The 16,131-nt window shown below is 38.4% G+C and carries 17 protein-coding genes; 3 read left to right on the top strand and 14 right to left on the bottom strand.

Annotation, left to right across the window (positions count from 1 at the left end; genetic code table 11):
- Nucleotides 1-186 precede the first annotated feature (186 nt).
- The 14 genes from AC27G3_RS03930 to AC27G3_RS03995 form a co-directional block, all read right to left on the bottom strand.
- Nucleotides 187-1,002: a flagellin N-terminal helical domain-containing protein gene (locus AC27G3_RS03930; RefSeq protein WP_487118996.1), complete on the bottom strand. Its 816-nt coding sequence runs from the start codon at nucleotides 1,000-1,002 to the stop codon at nucleotides 187-189.
- Nucleotides 1,003-1,130: 128 nt separating this feature from the next.
- Nucleotides 1,131-2,336 carry a flagellar hook-associated protein FlgL gene (gene flgL, locus AC27G3_RS03935; RefSeq protein ID WP_487118998.1) on the bottom strand — a complete coding sequence of 402 codons (1,206 nt, stop codon included), beginning with the start codon at nucleotides 2,334-2,336 and terminating at the stop codon, nucleotides 1,131-1,133.
- A 20-nt stretch (nucleotides 2,337-2,356) separates the two neighbouring features.
- Nucleotides 2,357-4,327 carry a flagellar hook-associated protein FlgK gene (gene flgK / locus AC27G3_RS03940; protein WP_487119000.1) on the bottom strand — a complete coding sequence of 657 codons (1,971 nt, stop codon included), beginning with the start codon at nucleotides 4,325-4,327 and terminating at the stop codon, nucleotides 2,357-2,359.
- A 47-nt stretch (nucleotides 4,328-4,374) separates the two neighbouring features.
- A complete protein-coding gene (flgJ, locus tag AC27G3_RS03945; RefSeq protein ID WP_487119002.1) occupies nucleotides 4,375-5,436 on the bottom strand; it encodes a flagellar assembly peptidoglycan hydrolase FlgJ in 1,062 nt (353 codons plus the stop codon).
- 18 nt (nucleotides 5,437-5,454) lie between these two features.
- A complete protein-coding gene (locus AC27G3_RS03950) occupies nucleotides 5,455-6,546 on the bottom strand; it encodes a flagellar basal body P-ring protein FlgI (protein ID WP_487119004.1) in 1,092 nt (363 codons plus the stop codon).
- A 54-nt stretch (nucleotides 6,547-6,600) separates the two neighbouring features.
- Complete coding sequence (flgH, locus tag AC27G3_RS03955) at nucleotides 6,601-7,284, bottom strand: flagellar basal body L-ring protein FlgH (RefSeq protein WP_487119374.1); 684 nt, start codon at nucleotides 7,282-7,284, stop codon at nucleotides 6,601-6,603.
- A gap of 15 nt (nucleotides 7,285-7,299) precedes the next feature.
- On the bottom strand, nucleotides 7,300-8,088 hold the full coding sequence (flgG, locus tag AC27G3_RS03960; protein WP_487119006.1) for a flagellar basal-body rod protein FlgG: 789 nt from the start codon (nucleotides 8,086-8,088) through the stop codon (nucleotides 7,300-7,302).
- A 64-nt stretch (nucleotides 8,089-8,152) separates the two neighbouring features.
- Nucleotides 8,153-8,896 carry a flagellar basal-body rod protein FlgF gene (flgF, locus tag AC27G3_RS03965; protein WP_487119008.1) on the bottom strand — a complete coding sequence of 248 codons (744 nt, stop codon included), beginning with the start codon at nucleotides 8,894-8,896 and terminating at the stop codon, nucleotides 8,153-8,155.
- A 212-nt stretch (nucleotides 8,897-9,108) separates the two neighbouring features.
- Nucleotides 9,109-10,509 (bottom strand): flagellar hook protein FlgE, encoded by a 1,401-nt coding sequence (flgE, locus tag AC27G3_RS03970; protein WP_487119010.1) that lies wholly within the window; start codon nucleotides 10,507-10,509, stop codon nucleotides 9,109-9,111.
- Nucleotides 10,510-10,587: 78 nt separating this feature from the next.
- Nucleotides 10,588-11,277, bottom strand: coding sequence for a flagellar hook assembly protein FlgD (locus AC27G3_RS03975; RefSeq protein ID WP_487119012.1), 690 nt, complete (start codon nucleotides 11,275-11,277; stop codon nucleotides 10,588-10,590).
- Nucleotides 11,278-11,357: 80 nt separating this feature from the next.
- Entirely contained in the window at nucleotides 11,358-11,777 is a 420-nt protein-coding gene (gene flgC, locus AC27G3_RS03980; RefSeq protein ID WP_487119014.1) for a flagellar basal body rod protein FlgC, read from the bottom strand.
- Nucleotides 11,777-12,178 carry a flagellar basal body rod protein FlgB gene (flgB, locus tag AC27G3_RS03985; RefSeq protein ID WP_487119015.1) on the bottom strand — a complete coding sequence of 134 codons (402 nt, stop codon included), beginning with the start codon at nucleotides 12,176-12,178 and terminating at the stop codon, nucleotides 11,777-11,779. Before flgB ends, flgC begins: the two co-directional genes overlap by 1 nt.
- A gap of 117 nt (nucleotides 12,179-12,295) precedes the next feature.
- On the bottom strand, nucleotides 12,296-13,126 hold the full coding sequence (locus AC27G3_RS03990; protein ID WP_487119016.1) for a CheR family methyltransferase: 831 nt from the start codon (nucleotides 13,124-13,126) through the stop codon (nucleotides 12,296-12,298).
- Between the two features lie 73 nt (nucleotides 13,127-13,199).
- On the bottom strand, nucleotides 13,200-14,135 hold the full coding sequence (locus AC27G3_RS03995) for a chemotaxis protein (RefSeq protein WP_487119018.1): 936 nt from the start codon (nucleotides 14,133-14,135) through the stop codon (nucleotides 13,200-13,202).
- A 193-nt stretch (nucleotides 14,136-14,328) separates the two neighbouring features.
- Between AC27G3_RS03995 and flgA the strand changes: the two genes are divergently transcribed.
- The 3 genes from flgA (at nucleotide 14,329) to flgN (ending at nucleotide 15,921) form a co-directional block, all read left to right on the top strand.
- Nucleotides 14,329-15,021: a flagellar basal body P-ring formation chaperone FlgA gene (gene flgA, locus AC27G3_RS04000; protein ID WP_487119020.1), complete on the top strand. Its 693-nt coding sequence runs from the start codon at nucleotides 14,329-14,331 to the stop codon at nucleotides 15,019-15,021.
- Nucleotides 15,022-15,095: 74 nt separating this feature from the next.
- Nucleotides 15,096-15,410 (top strand): flagellar biosynthesis anti-sigma factor FlgM, encoded by a 315-nt coding sequence (gene flgM, locus AC27G3_RS04005; protein ID WP_487119022.1) that lies wholly within the window; start codon nucleotides 15,096-15,098, stop codon nucleotides 15,408-15,410.
- A 79-nt stretch (nucleotides 15,411-15,489) separates the two neighbouring features.
- On the top strand, nucleotides 15,490-15,921 hold the full coding sequence (flgN, locus tag AC27G3_RS04010) for a flagellar export chaperone FlgN (RefSeq protein ID WP_487119024.1): 432 nt from the start codon (nucleotides 15,490-15,492) through the stop codon (nucleotides 15,919-15,921).
- The last annotated feature ends 210 nt before the right edge of the window (nucleotides 15,922-16,131 follow it).

The following is a 16,131-nucleotide window of genomic DNA, read 5'->3' on the forward strand; positions in this document are numbered from 1 at the left end:
TATCGGAAGGATTAAAAATATCTTTAAACTTTTTAAGAAAAAAAGTGAATTAATTGACAATAAAACAATTAAGCTTATGTTTTTAATAAAATTAATTTACTAATTTTTTTTTGTTTTTTTATAAATAAAAACTAAAAAAGCCCTAAAAAGGGCTTTTTAACATCATAGCTTATTACTTAATTACTATTATTGTAATAATGATAACGCTATTTGTGGCTGCTGATTCGCCTGAGCTAACATCGAGCTTGAAGCCTGCTGCAATACAGAGCTACGTGCTAATTGAGCTGTTTCTGCAGCAAAATCGGTATCTTCGATACGCGAACGTGATGCTGATACATTCTCTGCTGTATTATCGTTACTGCGAATAATAGAAGAGAAACGGTTTTGCTTCGCACCTAAGTCAGCGCGCACGCCATTGACGGTCGCTAATGCCGCATCAATTTTCGCGATTACCGATTGCGCTTTAGTAAAGGTTGAAACCCCTTGCGATACACTTACACCACCCGCACTTAAGTTAGCACTGATTTGAATCGTAATGGTTTGCCCTTTGTTAGCACCTATTTGAAATGCTTCATTATAAGAAGTATCAAGTAGTTTAACGCCACCAAATTCAGTATCAACAGAAATACGCGTTAACTCAATAGACAGCTCAGTAAATTCTGAGTTCAACGCCGCGCGATCTGAAGTATTGTTTGAACCGTTTGAAGATTGTACTGCAAGCGTACGCATACGGTGTAGGCTGTTAGTATACTCATCTAACGCCCCTTCAGCTGTTTGGGCTAAAGAAATACCATCGTTCGCGTTTCTTGACGCTTGGTTTAAGCCATTGATTTGTGCAGTTAAACGACTTGAAATTTGCAAGCCTGCCGCATCATCTTTGGCGCTATTAATACGTTTACCTGAAGATAAACGTTGATAATTGGTTTGTAGCTCGTTAGTTGCACTGTTCAACTGACGTTGAGAGTTCAAGGAAGCTATATTACTGTTGACTACTAATGCCATTGCTATCATCTCCTAAGTTTAGGTAGTGGTCCAATTGCTGATAACAACATTACTAGGAACCACGTTACATATTTTTTGACTCACAACCAATTATGCAGTTCGCGTGCCAAAAGGTAAAAAATTTAAAATTAAATATAATTAAATAAGGACAAGCCCTTAATTTGTACAAAAGTTTGCTGAGCTGCTTGTAATGCTACTTGCGATTGCTCGAAGGTAGAGATAGCTTTTGCAAAATCCAAATCTTCAATACTAGATTGACCTTGCGCTAGGTTTAACTCTCTGTCTAAATGGTTATTTTCTTGATTTTCGATTAACTGCCCTCTTACGCCCGCGTCTGTGCGCTGTGAAGTAAGATGGTTAAGCGCAAAGTTTAACTCTGTAAGAATTTCACCATAATCAACATCATGTTGGACTTGATCCGCCGGTGAGGCACCAACATTCATCCAGTCGATTGCCGATTTTATTGTATCGAAAATGCTCACATGAGTTTGTGGGGTTAAATCGAACTCATCGCCCGGCAAAGGGTTGCCGCTTATTTGCACTTCTAAACCATTAAAGGCAACTGTTTGCCCGGCAGTATAAGGTGCTGTAGGATAAACTGTAGCTCCTAAACTATCTGTTACAGTTAGATCACTTGGTGCACTAAATACAAAAGTATAATCAGGTGGGTTTGCTACAGCATCATAAGCACCAGGGTTAGCAATAATGGCTTGGTTAACGGATATGCCAGAAGTATTATTTACATAATTGGTCGTAAAATCTCCCATCGGATTCGCCGCCTTTTCAAAGGCGCTATCACCAGGTTGATTAATACCTACCATAACATTTTTCGCTATTTGCAATTCTCTAACACCACTATCGCCCAAATAATTTACTGAACCATCGGGTTGCTTTGCAAAAGGCTCTACATCGATTTGGTAACCAGCAAAAATATACCCTCCAGTTTCATCTTTACTGTTCGCAATATCTAACATTTGAGATTGGGTATTACCTGCTAATTGGGCAAGAGATTTTAAATCAGCATCTGATAAAGTACCGTTATTGGCTTGAATAAAAAGCTGCTTTAATTCTTGAATAATATCTTCTGCGGAGGCGAAAGAGATATCTTGTAAATCGTTTCTATTTTCCGCTTGAGTAATGTTACGTTTATATTTATCGATATTACTCAACTCATCTTTATAACCAGAAAGCGTGCCGTAAGATACCGCATCATCCTTAGCAGTAAGTACACGCTTACCGCTGGATAAGTATTCCACTTGTTGGTTAACTTCAGACTGCTTACTGGTAAGCTGTAAAGTATTTTGAAAATAAAATTGTGCGGTTGAAACTCTCATTGTTATCTCCTGAACTGCCGTTATCTAGCAGCAGCTAGTAAGGTATCAAATATGGTATTTGCCACCGAAATAATTTGAGAAGCGGCTTGGTAGGCTTGTTGATATTTCAACATGTTGGCAGCTTCTTCGTCTAAATTAACCCCAGACGTTGCTTGATTACGGTTATAAGCTTGGGTATAAAGCGCTTGAGCTGTGTTAGCCACTAACTCAGCTGAACTGGCTTTTGAACCAATAACAGATGTTGTTTTAGCTAAGTTTTGGGTAAAGGTTTCATTACCATTATTAATAGTGCCTTGCTCTTGCGTTAATGCCATTGCAACAGCATTACCAGAGTTCCCTACCCCAAAAGCATCACCTATAAAAAATTGCTCTGGAGCATTTGGTGCAAGACCTGAAGGCGAGCCTTTGATCTCAACCGTAAATGCTGCTGTAGCAGGTGCAGGCGGTAAATCAACACTCTGTAATGGCGGAGTATAAGCTGCAGGTGCAGAAGTAACCCCTAAGTTGTCGGTAATCGTATAATTAAACACGCCAACAGGGCTTTCTAAAACATCAATACGAATAGGCATGGCAGTTTGTGCGGCAATGGGATCCATCATATTAGTAATGGTAATTTCACCCGCACTAACATTGGTATCTGATGGCGTTACTTCAACCGCACTACTTGCGGCAATTCCTGCTGCATCTTTTAATGTGACGACCATATTGGCAGCACTATTCTCTGTAGGTCTGATTATAAAAGAATCGTCTGTTGCAGGCACACCAGCTTCTTCAATAAATTCAAAACCTAATGCAGTGGTATAAGTACCATTTCCTGGCGGACCTAAATTGGTGGTCGACTTATCCGTCATATTGGTCATGATATAATCTGTACCATCGTAACGAATTTCAAATTCATCTGTTGGCACTTTACTAACATCGGTAATATTAATTTTAGATTGTAAGTTACCTGAGTTAGTCGACGGAGATAACACTCGTGCTTGCTGGGTCGCTAATGCATTAATATCAGTGAAAAAGTTAGCGCCTTGTTGAGCATTCAAATCTAATCCATCGGCTTGTGCAGCATTTAAGGTTTCCGATACTGCCATTGCTAAACGGTTAATGTCGGTACGCGCTTGGGCTAAATGCTCATCTCTAAATTCATACTTTGCGGCTAACGATCCACCCACTACAGAGCCATTTAATGCCACGGTAGAATTAGGGCCAACTAAACGCAACTCAGTTTGAAGCGGATCAGGGTCTCCTGCTTCAACCTGAACAGTCAACGGTGTTATACCTGCAACTAATGTGGTGCCTTGACCTATCATAACCGTCATCACCCCATAGGGATCTTCAATAGTACTCACATTAGTAAATTCGCCTAATTCATTAATAAGTTGATCTCGCTTATCTAAAAGGTCATTAGGTTTACCTGCTTGATTAAGGTTTTGGCTGTGTAAAATGGTTTCATTAATTTTGGCAAGTTCAACAGAAATCTCAGATATTTTACTGGCCATTTGCTCTATTTCGCCATTAACTGCTTTTTCTAATTGATCAAAGTTATTAGTTAACGCTCTAAAGTCACTACTAACAATATTTGCTTGGTTAAGCGCAATATTACGTAATCCTAAATCACTAGGATTATCAGCAATACCGTTGACCGCCTGATAAAACAAATCAACCGATGAACCAATAGCATCTCCAGAGAAAGCCATAATATTATTCAGTTGAGTTAAATCTAGATGAATAGAGTCTGCACTCGACAAATTAGACTGATTAAGTAATTGTTCTTTATAAGAAAACTGATCGTAAATGCGGGTGATATCTTGAATATAAGTGCCTGAACCAACATAATTTCCACCTGATACTATGCCAAGCGATGCATTTTGTTCTGCACGCTGACGGTTATAGCCTTCAGTATTCACATTGGCAATGTTATGACCAGTAGTGGCAAGTTGTTGCTGTGCAGATAATAATCCGCTAACACCTGTCTGGTATAAATTTACTGACATCTCTTAACTCCCAAAATCACTAAAATAAGGCGATACGCTCATTATTTTTAGTTTTGATTTACTAAGCCTGAGACTGTGCGAAGTGTTGCCATAATTTTATTGGCATAATTTGGATCGGTCGCATAGCCTGCTTTTTGTAAACCTTGCAGGAATTGTTCCACATTACCGATATTTTTAAGTGCCGACTGATAACGCTCCCCTGACGAGAGAAAGTCGACATAATCATTAACACTTTCTTTAATCGATTGATAACTTCTAAAAGGAGCCGATCGTTTCACTAACGCCCCTTGTTCAAACTCTAAGGTGTCTTTAGTTATTTTGTCACCCTGCCAACGGCTGTCAGCCTTGATATTAAAGAGGTTATGAGAGCTACCACCTTGCTCTGATTGTATTATTTTTTGTCCCCAACCTGTTTCAAGAGCGGCTTGAGCAATAACAACTTCAAAAGGAATACCAATTTTTTGCTCTACCATTTTTGCTGGTTCGGTGAGTGCAGTTACAAAATCTTTAGGTTGCTCAAAAATAAGCGGAGTTACCGACGCTGTTTGCTCTGTATGTGATTGACGATAATTTGACGCAAGTTGAGCATCATCTTTTGTTAAAACATTAACAACATTTGGTGGTGTTTGGTTTTGTGAATGACCTTGAGGGTTACTTTGAGAATAATTTTCATTTGGCGATAAAGCATTTAACTGTGCTTGTTTATCTAATGCAAATTGTTTTGCCAGTGCTTTTTGCTCTTCAATATTTCCATCACTTCTAAGCACACTGTTGGGCATAAAATTATCATCGCCACCTAACTGTCGAACAATAAGATCGGATAAGCCTAATGAACCATTACTAGAAAGCTCCATGGCCATTTGTTGATCATGCATATCTCGGTAGAATTTAGTGGATTCAGAATTAAACGGGCTATCAGACTCTAAAACTTCTTGTGCTTTACGCATGCTTTTAAGCAACATTTGCATAAAAATCGCTTCAAATTGTTGAGCGGCCTCTTTTAATGCGGCTTTTTTCTCAATGTCAGTTCCAGATTTCGCATCTAACCGAATGTTATTTAAACCATTAAGTTCGAGAAAGTTTCTTGATTCAGCTAAACGATTATCCATAGTATTAATTGTTGGTCATTAAATAATGATCAACTCACCTCGTAAAGCGCCTGCTTGATCTAATGCTTCTAGTATCGCCATTACATCACCAGGCCCTGCCCCCACTTCATTGATAGCTCGCACTAAAGTGTCTAGCGTCACACCAGGATTAAAAACGAACATACGCGAATCATTTTCACTAACATTAATAGAAGATTGTGTTGTTTGTACTGTTTCACCATCAGCAAAAGCATTCGGTTGAGAGACATCTTGTATTTCATTAATAGTAACGGTAATACCACCATGAGTAATAGCTGCAGGTAATAAACGTACGTTAGAGCCAATAACAATTGTGCCAGTTCGAGAATTAACAATAATTCTGGCTGCAGGAGAAGAAGGTTCAAATTCAAGGTTTTCTAATACTGATAAAAAGCTGACACGATCAGCTATATCTCTTGGCGCAGTAACTTCTACTGAAGTGGCGTCAATCGCTCGAGCTGAACCTTCGATAAAGTCGTTTATGGCATCAGATAAATTTTGCGCTGTTGTAAAATCAGAGCGACGAAGATTAAAGGTGATATGATCGCCTGTTGAAAAGGGTGATAATACTTCACGCTCAACCATCGCACCATTTGCAATACGCCCAACTGTAGGGGTATTAACGAGCACTTGAGAGCCATCGAGCCCTTCAGCTCCTAAGCCACTTACCACTAAGCTACCTTGAGCAACCGCGTAAGCATTACCATCTAAACCCATTAAAATTGTTTGAATTAATGTGCCGCCTCTTAAGCTTTTTGCACTGCCCATAGACGATACGGTAACATCTACAGTTTGTCCGGGCTTGGCAAACGCAGACAATTCAGCATGAACAGCAACGGCCGCTACGTTTTTGATTTTAGGCTTTAAATTATCAGGCATTGTAATGCCAAAATTACTTAACATAGTTTTAAAGCTTTGTTCAGTAAATGGGCTTTGCTCACCTGTTCCTGCTAAACCAACAACTAAACCATAGCCAATTAGTTGATTAGAGCGCACTCCAGCAACATCAGCTAAATCTTTAATACGCTGAGCATTAACTGACGATGTTGTCATTATCAACAACAAAATAGTGAATTTTATTACAGCTTTCATATCAATACCTACTTATCGCTAAACACTTACTTTAATAAATCGACAAAAGACGATTTATAATGGCCACCATTTGCCATTGAAAAACTGCGTTAACCAACCTTGTTCATTTGCATCAGCAAAAGTTCCAGTTCCAGCATATTGAATACGCGCATTGGCCACTTTAGTTGAAACAATCGTGTTGTTAGAGCTAATGTCTTTTGAACGGATAATGCCCGTTAAACGAATGTATTCATCGCCTTTGTTTAAGGTGATCCACTTCTCGCCACGAATCATTAAATTACCATTGGGCAATACACGTAAAACATGCACTGAAATATTGCCGTTTAAGCTATTACCTTGGTTAGATTTAGAATCACCTTTAAAGTCATTATCTTGAGAGACGCCAAACTGAATAGAGTCACCATTAATTGTCACTGGCGCACCACCTAATCCAGAAATAGCGCCCATTGAAGCCGTGTTCTCTTTGGTAATTTCAGTTTTCGCATTTTTATTCGCTTGAGTGCTCTCACTTAAAATGACAGAAATAATATCGCCTACACGATGAGCCTTTGAATCTGAATAAATATTGTTAATATAATTGGCTTTAAACAATGAGCCCGATGGAATAACCGAGTCCTCTTCCATTTCAGGGAGAATGGGAGCGAAATCAGGATCATTTGGTAAAACCTTCGACTCTTCAATAGCAGCACAACCACTGGCTAGCACTGCAATAAGAAAAATAAACAATGATTGCTTCATCATAGGCTCCTTAAATTAAAGTTGCTGATTGATATAACTCAACATTTGATCAACCGCTGAAATTACTTTTGAATTCATTTCATAAACACGTTGACTTTCAATCAAATTAACCAGTTCTTCGGTAGTATTTACGTTAGAGGTTTCTAGCGCCCCTTGAACAATCATGCCGTAACCTTCAAGACCTGGTATGCCTTCTTGAGGGTCACCACTAACCGCTGTTTCGATATATAAATTTTGACCAACAGGTTGTAAACCTGTTGGGTTGATAAAGTTGATTAAGTTGATTTGACCAATCACGGCATTTTCAGCTTCACCTTGTAATCGCACTGATACTTCACCATCTTGAGATACAATAATTTGTGTCGCATCTTGAGGGACTGTAATTTGTGGCTCTAAAGGGTAACCAGCACCTGGCGTTACTAAATTACCTTCTTCATCCATGGTAAATTGGCCATTTCGACTGTAAGCCGAGCTACCATCAGGTAAAAGTATTTCAAAAAAACCTTCACCTTGAACCATTAAATCCAAAGAGTTATCTGTAGTTAGCATATCTCCTTGGGTATGAATTTTTTGTGTCGCTACAACTTTTGTACCCGCACCAAGCATTAAACCAGAAGGCATTTCAGTATCTTGTGCTGAACGACCACCGGGTTGATTAATTGTTTGATAGAGTAAATCTTCAAAAACAGCTCGACTCTTTTTAAAACCAACGGTACTCGCATTCGCCAAATTATTTGAAATAACCGCTATGTCTTTATTTTGAGCATCTAAACCTGTTTTACTAATCCATAAAGCAGCATTCATAAATCACCTCAATACCTTTATTTATTGTCTATATTTATTTACTTTATCTGTACTTTAACTAACACTAAAAAGCACGTAACAAAGAAGCAGCACTCTTATCAACTTCTTCTGCAGTAGCCATAAGCTTAAGTTGCATTTCAAATTGTCTTTGTAGAGCGATCATGTCGGTCATTTCAGATACCGCGCTAACGTTACTCGATTCAAGGGTACCGTTTTGCATTCTGACGTTTATATCCGCGCCGGCTTCTTGCCCATCTTTACGCCTAAATAAACCGTCGTTGCCTTTTTCCATTAACCGTACATCAGGATTGACTAATTTAATCCTTGCCACTTCTTCTTGGGCTGTTGCAGGAGCGCCTAACGGCTGAACCATTACAGTTCCATCTTTAGCTATTTCAATATTTTGAACTGGCAGTGGTAAAAAAATAGGACCGGCTTCGCCAATGATCAACTCACCTTCGTTAGTCTCTAAAGCGCCGTTTTCACTTAACCGTAAATGACCACTTCGTGTGTAAGCTTCATTACCATCAGCCGCTTGAACAGAAAACCAACCTTCACCAGTTATCGCAACATCTAAGTCGCGTCCAGTGGTGAGTAATGCGCCACTGTCAAAGTTTTGGCTCGCTCGCTCAGTCATTGAAAAAACCCGTGTAGGCATGCCATCGCCGAAAGCTTGCATTGCTCTAGCTTGGGCTAAATCAGCCTTAAAGCCTGTTGTTTTGGCATTAGCTAAGTTGTTGGCTGTCACTGATAAGGCGTGCATATTTTGTTTTGCACCGCTCATCGCAACATAAAGCATCTTATCCATGGTCATATCCAAAAATTAAAATCGTTATAAAGATATTTGCAATAACAATGCCAGAAAGGGAATTTGTTCACTTTAGTTAGAGGGACCACCGCGAGATGACGCATAACCAGACAAAAAATAAAAAAGTAGAAAGTGATAATTCGAAAAACAATAAAGCTAAAATAAAAAACGCCGAACATAAGTTCAGCGTTTTATCGTAAACAACACGACTATTATCTAATCTGTAAAATCGTTTGGTTTAATTGATTATCCACTTCAAGTGCTCTTGAGTTAGCTTGGAAGTTTCGTTGTGCCGAAATTAAATCAATCAACTCTGTGGTTAAGTTAACATTGGCTTGCTCTAGCGCAGAAGAGTTAACAGTACCAAATGTACCTGTACCACCTTCACCTGCAAGGGCTTCACCTGAAAGGATACTTTCTTTCCAGCCAGTATTCCCAACTTGTGTTAATCCTTGCTCGTTAGCAAAATTCACTAACGCGATACGCGCTAATGGTTGAGAAGTACCATTACTGTAGGTTGCTCTTACTAAACCATCTTTACCAATATCAATGCCTGTTAAACGCCCTACTGCTAAACCGTCTTGATTTAATGCCGTTACTTCAAAGTTTGACGCAAATTGAGTGGGTTCATTAGGGTTTGGTATTAAAGGATCTAAGTTAAAATCAATTTTTATCGTTTGCGTTGGATCCGCGCCATTCGATAAAATAGTTGCCCCTAGAGGTATAGTAATTATACCACCATCAGCCAATGCTGGTAATTGTGAAATAAAATCACCTGAACTATTAAACTCTAAACGCGCACCAATAACACCTGTTGGCGCCAATGGCCCTGAAACAGCTCCACCTACGCGATTATCTGCAGCTGCAGCACCAGGAGTTTCCTCTTCTAAGTCAATAACTTGACCATCAACAGCTGCAAATACCATCCATTCATTCGCATTATCAGGTCCTGGTGGTGGTGTTGCATCATCTTTAACAAAGAAGTAAGTCATAATATGACTATCTCCTAACGAGTCAAAAATAGTGACTGAGGTAGAATGATTAAATGTTAGTGGATCATCAGGGTCAAAATTACCTGGTGCATTTGAAATATAAGCATCACCTGCCGGAAGGTTCATTCGAATGTCGACTTCACTAGTAGGAGTTGGTGCACCCGATGCAGTAGGAATACGAATGGGTTCAGCAGTACTTAAACTTACTGATGCTGACGAACCATCAGGGTTAACAGGAAAGCCTAGTAAATGCCCACCTTGCGAGTTAACCACAAAGTTGTCTGAATTTAGTTTAAATTGCCCTGCACGTGTGTAAGATTTTTCTAGGCTACCTAGCTCAGGAACGGTGGCAAAAAAGCCATTCCCGGTAATCGCCAAATCAAGCGCATTGTTAGTAAACTGAATACTACCTTGTGAAAACTGCTGAGCAACATCAGAGGTTAGTACCCCGTCACCTACTTTGGTTGAACCAGAAGCCAATAACGAGGCAGCATATACATCAACAAATTCTGCGCGTGACTCTTTAAAGCCGACCGTATTAACGTTGGCGATATTATTTGACGTAACGTCAAGATCTTTTTGAGCTGCGTTTAATCCGCTCAATGCTATATTAAATGACATATTGACACCTCATTTTGAAAAACTTTTTAAAACTACTCACTAACTAAATAATGAATAACTGACACTAATTAACTCAAACTACCCTTGGGCAACTTCAACAACATCGCTTAGCGCCATGTTACTACCACCATTAAGGTTTAAAACTATACTGCCGCCAGCTCCCGCTAACGTAACACTTTCTACATTTCGGTATGTCATGGCTTGTAATTCAGATGCTTCACCATCGACTAAACCTGCAATTCTAAAACGGTATGCACCTTCAGGTGCTGGTTCACCATCAGCAGCTTGACCATCCCAATTAAAAACAAAACCTCCAGCAGGAATATTCCCCACAGGAACAGTTTGAATAATTTCACCCGCGATGTTCTCAACGTAAATGTTGACATTACTTGCAGGGCTTTCTGTTACCACTTTACCTTTAACGCTTTCGCCTTCACTCATACCAAAAACATTATCGTTAACTAACACACTTCGACCAACAAGGGAGGACGCTTGTAAAGCTTGGCTTGATGACATGGAATCGGCAAAACTACCAAATTGTTTGTTAAGCTCAGCTACACCATCTGTAGTTGAAAATGCCGTCATCTGTGAGATCATTTCGTTATTATCCACAGGCTTTGTAGGATCTTGGTTGGCCAACTCTTGAGTTAGCAAAGCAAAGAAATCAGCTTGTGTTAACATGCCATTGCTGCCTTCCTCGGCAACTTTGTATTCTTCGTTTTGCCAACGAATACCATCTAATGGATTAGTATTGCTTACAGTAGTCATTTCTTGCTCCTACAATTTGACGATATTGCTGTGTTCACATTGTTCATTAATAAAGCTTACCTAATTGCTTTTACTTAAAGCTATTTACCTAACAGTAGAGTTTTATTCAGCATATTTTTAGCTGACTCAGCTAGTTGCACATTGGTTTGATAAGAGCGTGAAGCTGAAATCATATTGGTCATTTCTTCAATTGCGTTAACGTTAGGCTTATAGATATACCCGTCTTTATCAGCCATGGGATGCTCGGGCGAATACTCAACGTTAAGTGGTTTGTTACTTTCAACAATCCCTAATACATCAACACCTACCGAAGTCTCACTTTGCCCTGCGGCAGCTTTTTGCATAGCAGCGGCAAAAACTGGATGCCTCGCTCTATAGGCTTCGTCAACACTACTGCTAACACTATCGGCATTAGCAATGTTACTTGCGGTAGTGTTTAAACGCATAGACTGTGCGCTCATACCACTAGCTGTAATATCAAATACGTTAAATAGACTCATTATTGTCCCGTCCCAGTAATTGCTTTTTTCAAGGATTTAACCTTGCCATTAAGAAATTGAATGCTTGCTTGATACTCTAATGAATTAGTTAGATACAAGTTTCGTTCCAACTGCATATCCACTGTGTTTCCATCTCCGGTATCTGCTTGATCTGGCACTCTAAAATCAATATTGTTATTTGATTGCGTACGTACATCGAAATGTTTTTCATGGGTACGCTTCATACCCGACTGTTGATGTTGGCTAGCTTCAGCAAGTGCCTTTTGAAAATCCATCCCGCGCGCTTTATAGCCGGGCGTATCAGCATTGGCAATATTACTAGCGATAATCTCAGCACGTTTTGCGCGCACTTCGATACCAGCAGGATGTAAAGCAAATGCTTTTTCAAAACTAATAGCCATAATAAGCACTCCATCAATAGTGTTTCTAAATTTAGTAAAAACACTATTCAATATTTATGCCAAGCTAACTGTCAAAATTATGTAAGAGAGTAGGAAGGGAAAGAAATTAAGTAAAGTTTATGCCTTTTGATAAACAATACCGGGGTTGCAACGCAACATGTTAAAATCTTGGCTTAGGCCTGAAAGTGATTCAGAAGCGCCTAAAAACAAGTAGCCATTTGGGTTGAGTACTCCTTGAATTTGAGAAATTATTTGAGACTTAATTTCTGGGGCAAAATAAATTAATACATTACGGCAAAAAACAATATCAAAACGCCCCATTAAACTATAACTGTTAAGCAGATTAAGCGGTCGAAAGCTCACCATACTTTTAACATGATCTTTCACTTTTAGCATGCCGTTATCACCGTTTTCAAAAAACTGCCTTTTACGCTCAGCTGAAAGCCCTCGAGCTAAAGCTAAACTGTCATAATGACCATATTTACAATGCTCCAACATCGTTGTTGAAATGTCAGTACCAACTACCTGTACCCCCCCAGGAAAAGCGCCAGGATTTTTTTGTTGGTACTCTAAAATTGTCATAGCGATTGAATAAGGCTCTTGCCCAGATGAGCTTGCCGCCGACCAAATTTTAACAGGTGTGCGTCGACCAACAAAATCAGGCAACAGCCTGTTACTCAAAAGTTGAAAGGGATAATCGTCACGAAACCATAACGTTTCGTTCGTAGTCATGGCGTCTATAACTGCCGCTCGAAGTTGACGCTCACTTGGTAATAAAGTGCGCGCGACTAACTCACTTAATGACACAAGACTGAACTTAGCCATTAAAGGGGCTAGCCGGCTTTTCACCAAGTACTGTTTATTTTCACCGAGCACAATACCACATTGCTGCTCTAGAAAAGCTCTAAATTGATGATAGCTTTTATCATCAAGCTCACGTGCAGACACTATATTCCACTCACTTTAGTCAGGTAACTTCATTACTTAATTTATATTTACAAACACTAATACTAGGTTTTAGTTATTCATCAGAATCCATTTTCAACCATTTTTTAACTGCTGTGGCTAATTCGTCAGGATGAAACTTAGGGATAAAGTCATTGGCTCCCACTTTTTCAACCATCGCATTATTAAAAACACCACTTAAAGAAGTATGTAAAATAATAGGCATATCTCGCATTCGTTCATTTGCTTTAACTTCAGCTGTTAAGGTGTAACCATCCATCTCAGGCATTTCAATATCAGAAATAAGTAAGGCGACTTTATCACTAATACCGTTTTCACATGTTGCTTCAATCGCTTGTAATTGATCTAACGCATCTTGACCATTTTTAGCCAATATCATATTAATACCCAATGGCGTTAAAGCACGCTTTACTTGATTTCGAGCAACGGTTGAGTCATCAGCGATCATCACTAACTTATCACCTAAATCACTACCTACACTTTCATCAGCAACGTTTTCGCTTAATTCAGTAGAAACAGGGCTTATTTCATTAAGAATTTTTTCGACATCTAAAATAGACACCATTTCATTTTCAATTTCTGTAACAGCGGTTAAGTAACTCGATTTACCCGCACCTTCTGGAGGCGGCATTATATCTTTCCAGCTTAGGGTGACTATGCGCTCAACTCCAGCTACTAAAAACCCCTGCACACTACGGTTATATTCAGCAATAATAATAAAGCTGTCGGTCATGTCGGTTATAGGAGACCCCCCTGTAGCTTTACTTAAGTCGATAACCGAAATAGTTTGACCACGTATGTGCGCTATCCCTTTAATGTATTTATCTTGCTTGGGAAGTGAAGTTAATTTGGGGCATTGTAAAACCTCTCTCACTTTAAAGACGTTAATACCATAACGCTGACGACCAACTAACTTAAATAGCAAGAGCTCAAGTCTATTTTGTCCCACCATTTGGGTGCGTTGATTTACGGAGTCTAGAATACCTGCCATATAAACCTCGTTGTAGACTGCACAGATTATAATACATCGGCACAGTTCTTGATTATAAAAGTAAGAGTATCGTAAGTGTCTTTTTTTTGACACTTAGATTTATATAATTAAACGTACTCTCATTAGCTTAGCTTACGCCTATATTAAAGCATAGACGAGTATTCAAATTTACCTAAAATAGATTGTGAAAAATATGAGCAATATTAAGATTTTTATAACATTTTTAACAATAACTCTAGTATTTTTATCGAAAACTATCGAGGCAAAGACCGATAATGCCTATATTGAGAGCTTTGCAAAAAATTATTTAATAGAAAATATTGCCTCTCCTCCTAACGGAAAACTAACGATAAAAGTCGCTAATATTGATCCAAGAGTAGAGTTCGATGATTGTGAAACCCAATTAAAAGCAAATATACCGCAAAACTTTAATGGTAGAAACGTAAATATTAAAATAAGTTGTGATGATTCAACACCCTGGCATATTTATTTAGCCGCAAAAATAAATACAATGCTACCAGTTATAGTCGCTAAAAAATCGATAAACAAAGGCACTTTATTAGATAAATCACACGTGAAATTAGCCTATAAAGATAGCTATAAAATTCGAGGTACATTTTTAACAGACCTTAATAAAGTTATCGGCACGAAATCCGAAAGAAGAGTGAACAAGGGGCAGTTGTTAACCTTAAGAAACATTTGTATTGTTTGTGAAGGCTCTCAAGTTGCCATTATTGCTCAGTCAAAAAACTTCACTATTAAAACCAATGGCGAAGCATTGAGCAGTGGTAATATTGGCGAACAAATTAATGTAAAAAATAAACAGAGTGGTAAAATAATTACTGCTCAAGTAAAGGCTATTAACAAAGTGGTAATTAATTTATAATTTAGCTTAAGTTATCTACCCTCTAGCCGATAACAAGGTAGATGAAAAATACTTAATCGCCACAGGAATTTATTATGGCTATAAATATCAACAACTTGAATAACACCACACAAGTTAAACAAAAGCTTGAGCAACACAGTGATGTTAAACAAAAAGCAACACAAACACTGAATAATACTGAACAAACTAAACGTTCAAGCCAAGATTCAGTATCTATTACACCGCAAGCTAAACAGCTTAATGAGTTGCAGAAAAAAGCAAGCGCAGAGCCTGCAATTAATCAAAAGAAGATTGAGCAGCTACAAAAAGCGATTGCTTCTGGTGACTATAAAATTAATCCGGAGAAATTAGCTGCAAGTATTGCTAATTTTGAATTTAAACTGACTTAACGCTATTTAGTTGTTGTTATTCATCTTTGTTTAACCTGTAATATCTATATAGCGACTAAGTACTATAGGTTAATCCTCAATGACGACAGAACAAACTGCCCAACAACTGGTTGAAAAACAGTTAACACAATTGCTAACTTTAGAAAGTTTATTAACCACTGAAAAAGAAATACTTCAACAGCATAATCCTGATGCTTTAATTGAAGTTAGCCAGCAAAAAAATCTATTATTAATTGAAATCCAATCTCTAGACTCCGTGCTCAGTGTGCATACAGAGTTTGCTCAAAATAAAGCTGCGGGACTGTTTCAACAAGAACTTGAAGAAATAAAAGTCCGATTAACTCATTGCCAAGAGCTTAACTTTATAAATGGCCAAATTATTGAGCAGTCTCAACTTGCTGTTGAACGCATGAAAACCAGTCTGCTAGAAAATCATAATAAGTCAGCTATAACCTATGACGGTAAAGGTAAGAAAAGCGCAGGGTTAAGTAGTTTAGACTTAAAAGCTTAGATTAAAAAACTTAGTCTGAAGAACTGAGGCTGAATAACTTAGGCTAATAAATTAGGCTAATAAATTAACTACCTAAGTTGAAATAAATAGACTAGTCAATAAACAAAAAAAGTAAGCAGTTCTGCTTACTTTTTTATCATTCACTGTTTATAGCAATCTCATTAAATAGATCACCTAATTAATGAGATGGATATTCGTTAGTTTACTATC

This window comes from Colwellia sp. SU-HH01217 (genome assembly GCF_057543495.1).

Bases quoted from the DNA above. Each gene is read 5' to 3' on its own strand.
- AC27G3_RS03930 (WP_487118996.1), bottom strand. From the start codon at position 1,002: ATGGCATTAGTAGTCAACAGTAATATAGCTTCCTTGAACTCTCAACGT.
- flgL (WP_487118998.1), bottom strand. From the start codon at position 2,336: ATGAGAGTTTCAACCGCACAATTTTATTTTCAAAATACTTTACAGCTT.
- flgK (WP_487119000.1), bottom strand. From the start codon at position 4,327: ATGTCAGTAAATTTATACCAGACAGGTGTTAGCGGATTATTATCTGCA.
- flgJ (WP_487119002.1), bottom strand. From the start codon at position 5,436: ATGGATAATCGTTTAGCTGAATCAAGAAACTTTCTCGAACTTAATGGT.
- AC27G3_RS03950 (WP_487119004.1), bottom strand. From the start codon at position 6,546: ATGAAAGCTGTAATAAAATTCACTATTTTGTTGTTGATAATGACAACA.
- flgH (WP_487119374.1), bottom strand. From the start codon at position 7,284: ATGAAGCAATCATTGTTTATTTTTCTTATTGCAGTGCTAGCCAGTGGT.
- flgG (WP_487119006.1), bottom strand. From the start codon at position 8,088: ATGAATGCTGCTTTATGGATTAGTAAAACAGGTTTAGATGCTCAAAAT.
- flgF (WP_487119008.1), bottom strand. From the start codon at position 8,896: ATGGATAAGATGCTTTATGTTGCGATGAGCGGTGCAAAACAAAATATG.
- flgE (WP_487119010.1), bottom strand. From the start codon at position 10,509: ATGTCATTTAATATAGCATTGAGCGGATTAAACGCAGCTCAAAAAGAT.
- AC27G3_RS03975 (WP_487119012.1), bottom strand. From the start codon at position 11,277: ATGACTACTGTAAGCAATACTAATCCATTAGATGGTATTCGTTGGCAA.
- flgC (WP_487119014.1), bottom strand. From the start codon at position 11,777: ATGAGTCTATTTAACGTATTTGATATTACAGCTAGTGGTATGAGCGCA.
- flgB (WP_487119015.1), bottom strand. From the start codon at position 12,178: ATGGCTATTAGTTTTGAAAAAGCATTTGCTTTACATCCTGCTGGTATC.
- AC27G3_RS03995 (WP_487119018.1), bottom strand. From the start codon at position 14,135: ATGGCAGGTATTCTAGACTCCGTAAATCAACGCACCCAAATGGTGGGA.
- flgA (WP_487119020.1), top strand. From the start codon at position 14,329: ATGAGCAATATTAAGATTTTTATAACATTTTTAACAATAACTCTAGTA.
- flgM (WP_487119022.1), top strand. From the start codon at position 15,096: ATGGCTATAAATATCAACAACTTGAATAACACCACACAAGTTAAACAA.
- flgN (WP_487119024.1), top strand. From the start codon at position 15,490: ATGACGACAGAACAAACTGCCCAACAACTGGTTGAAAAACAGTTAACA.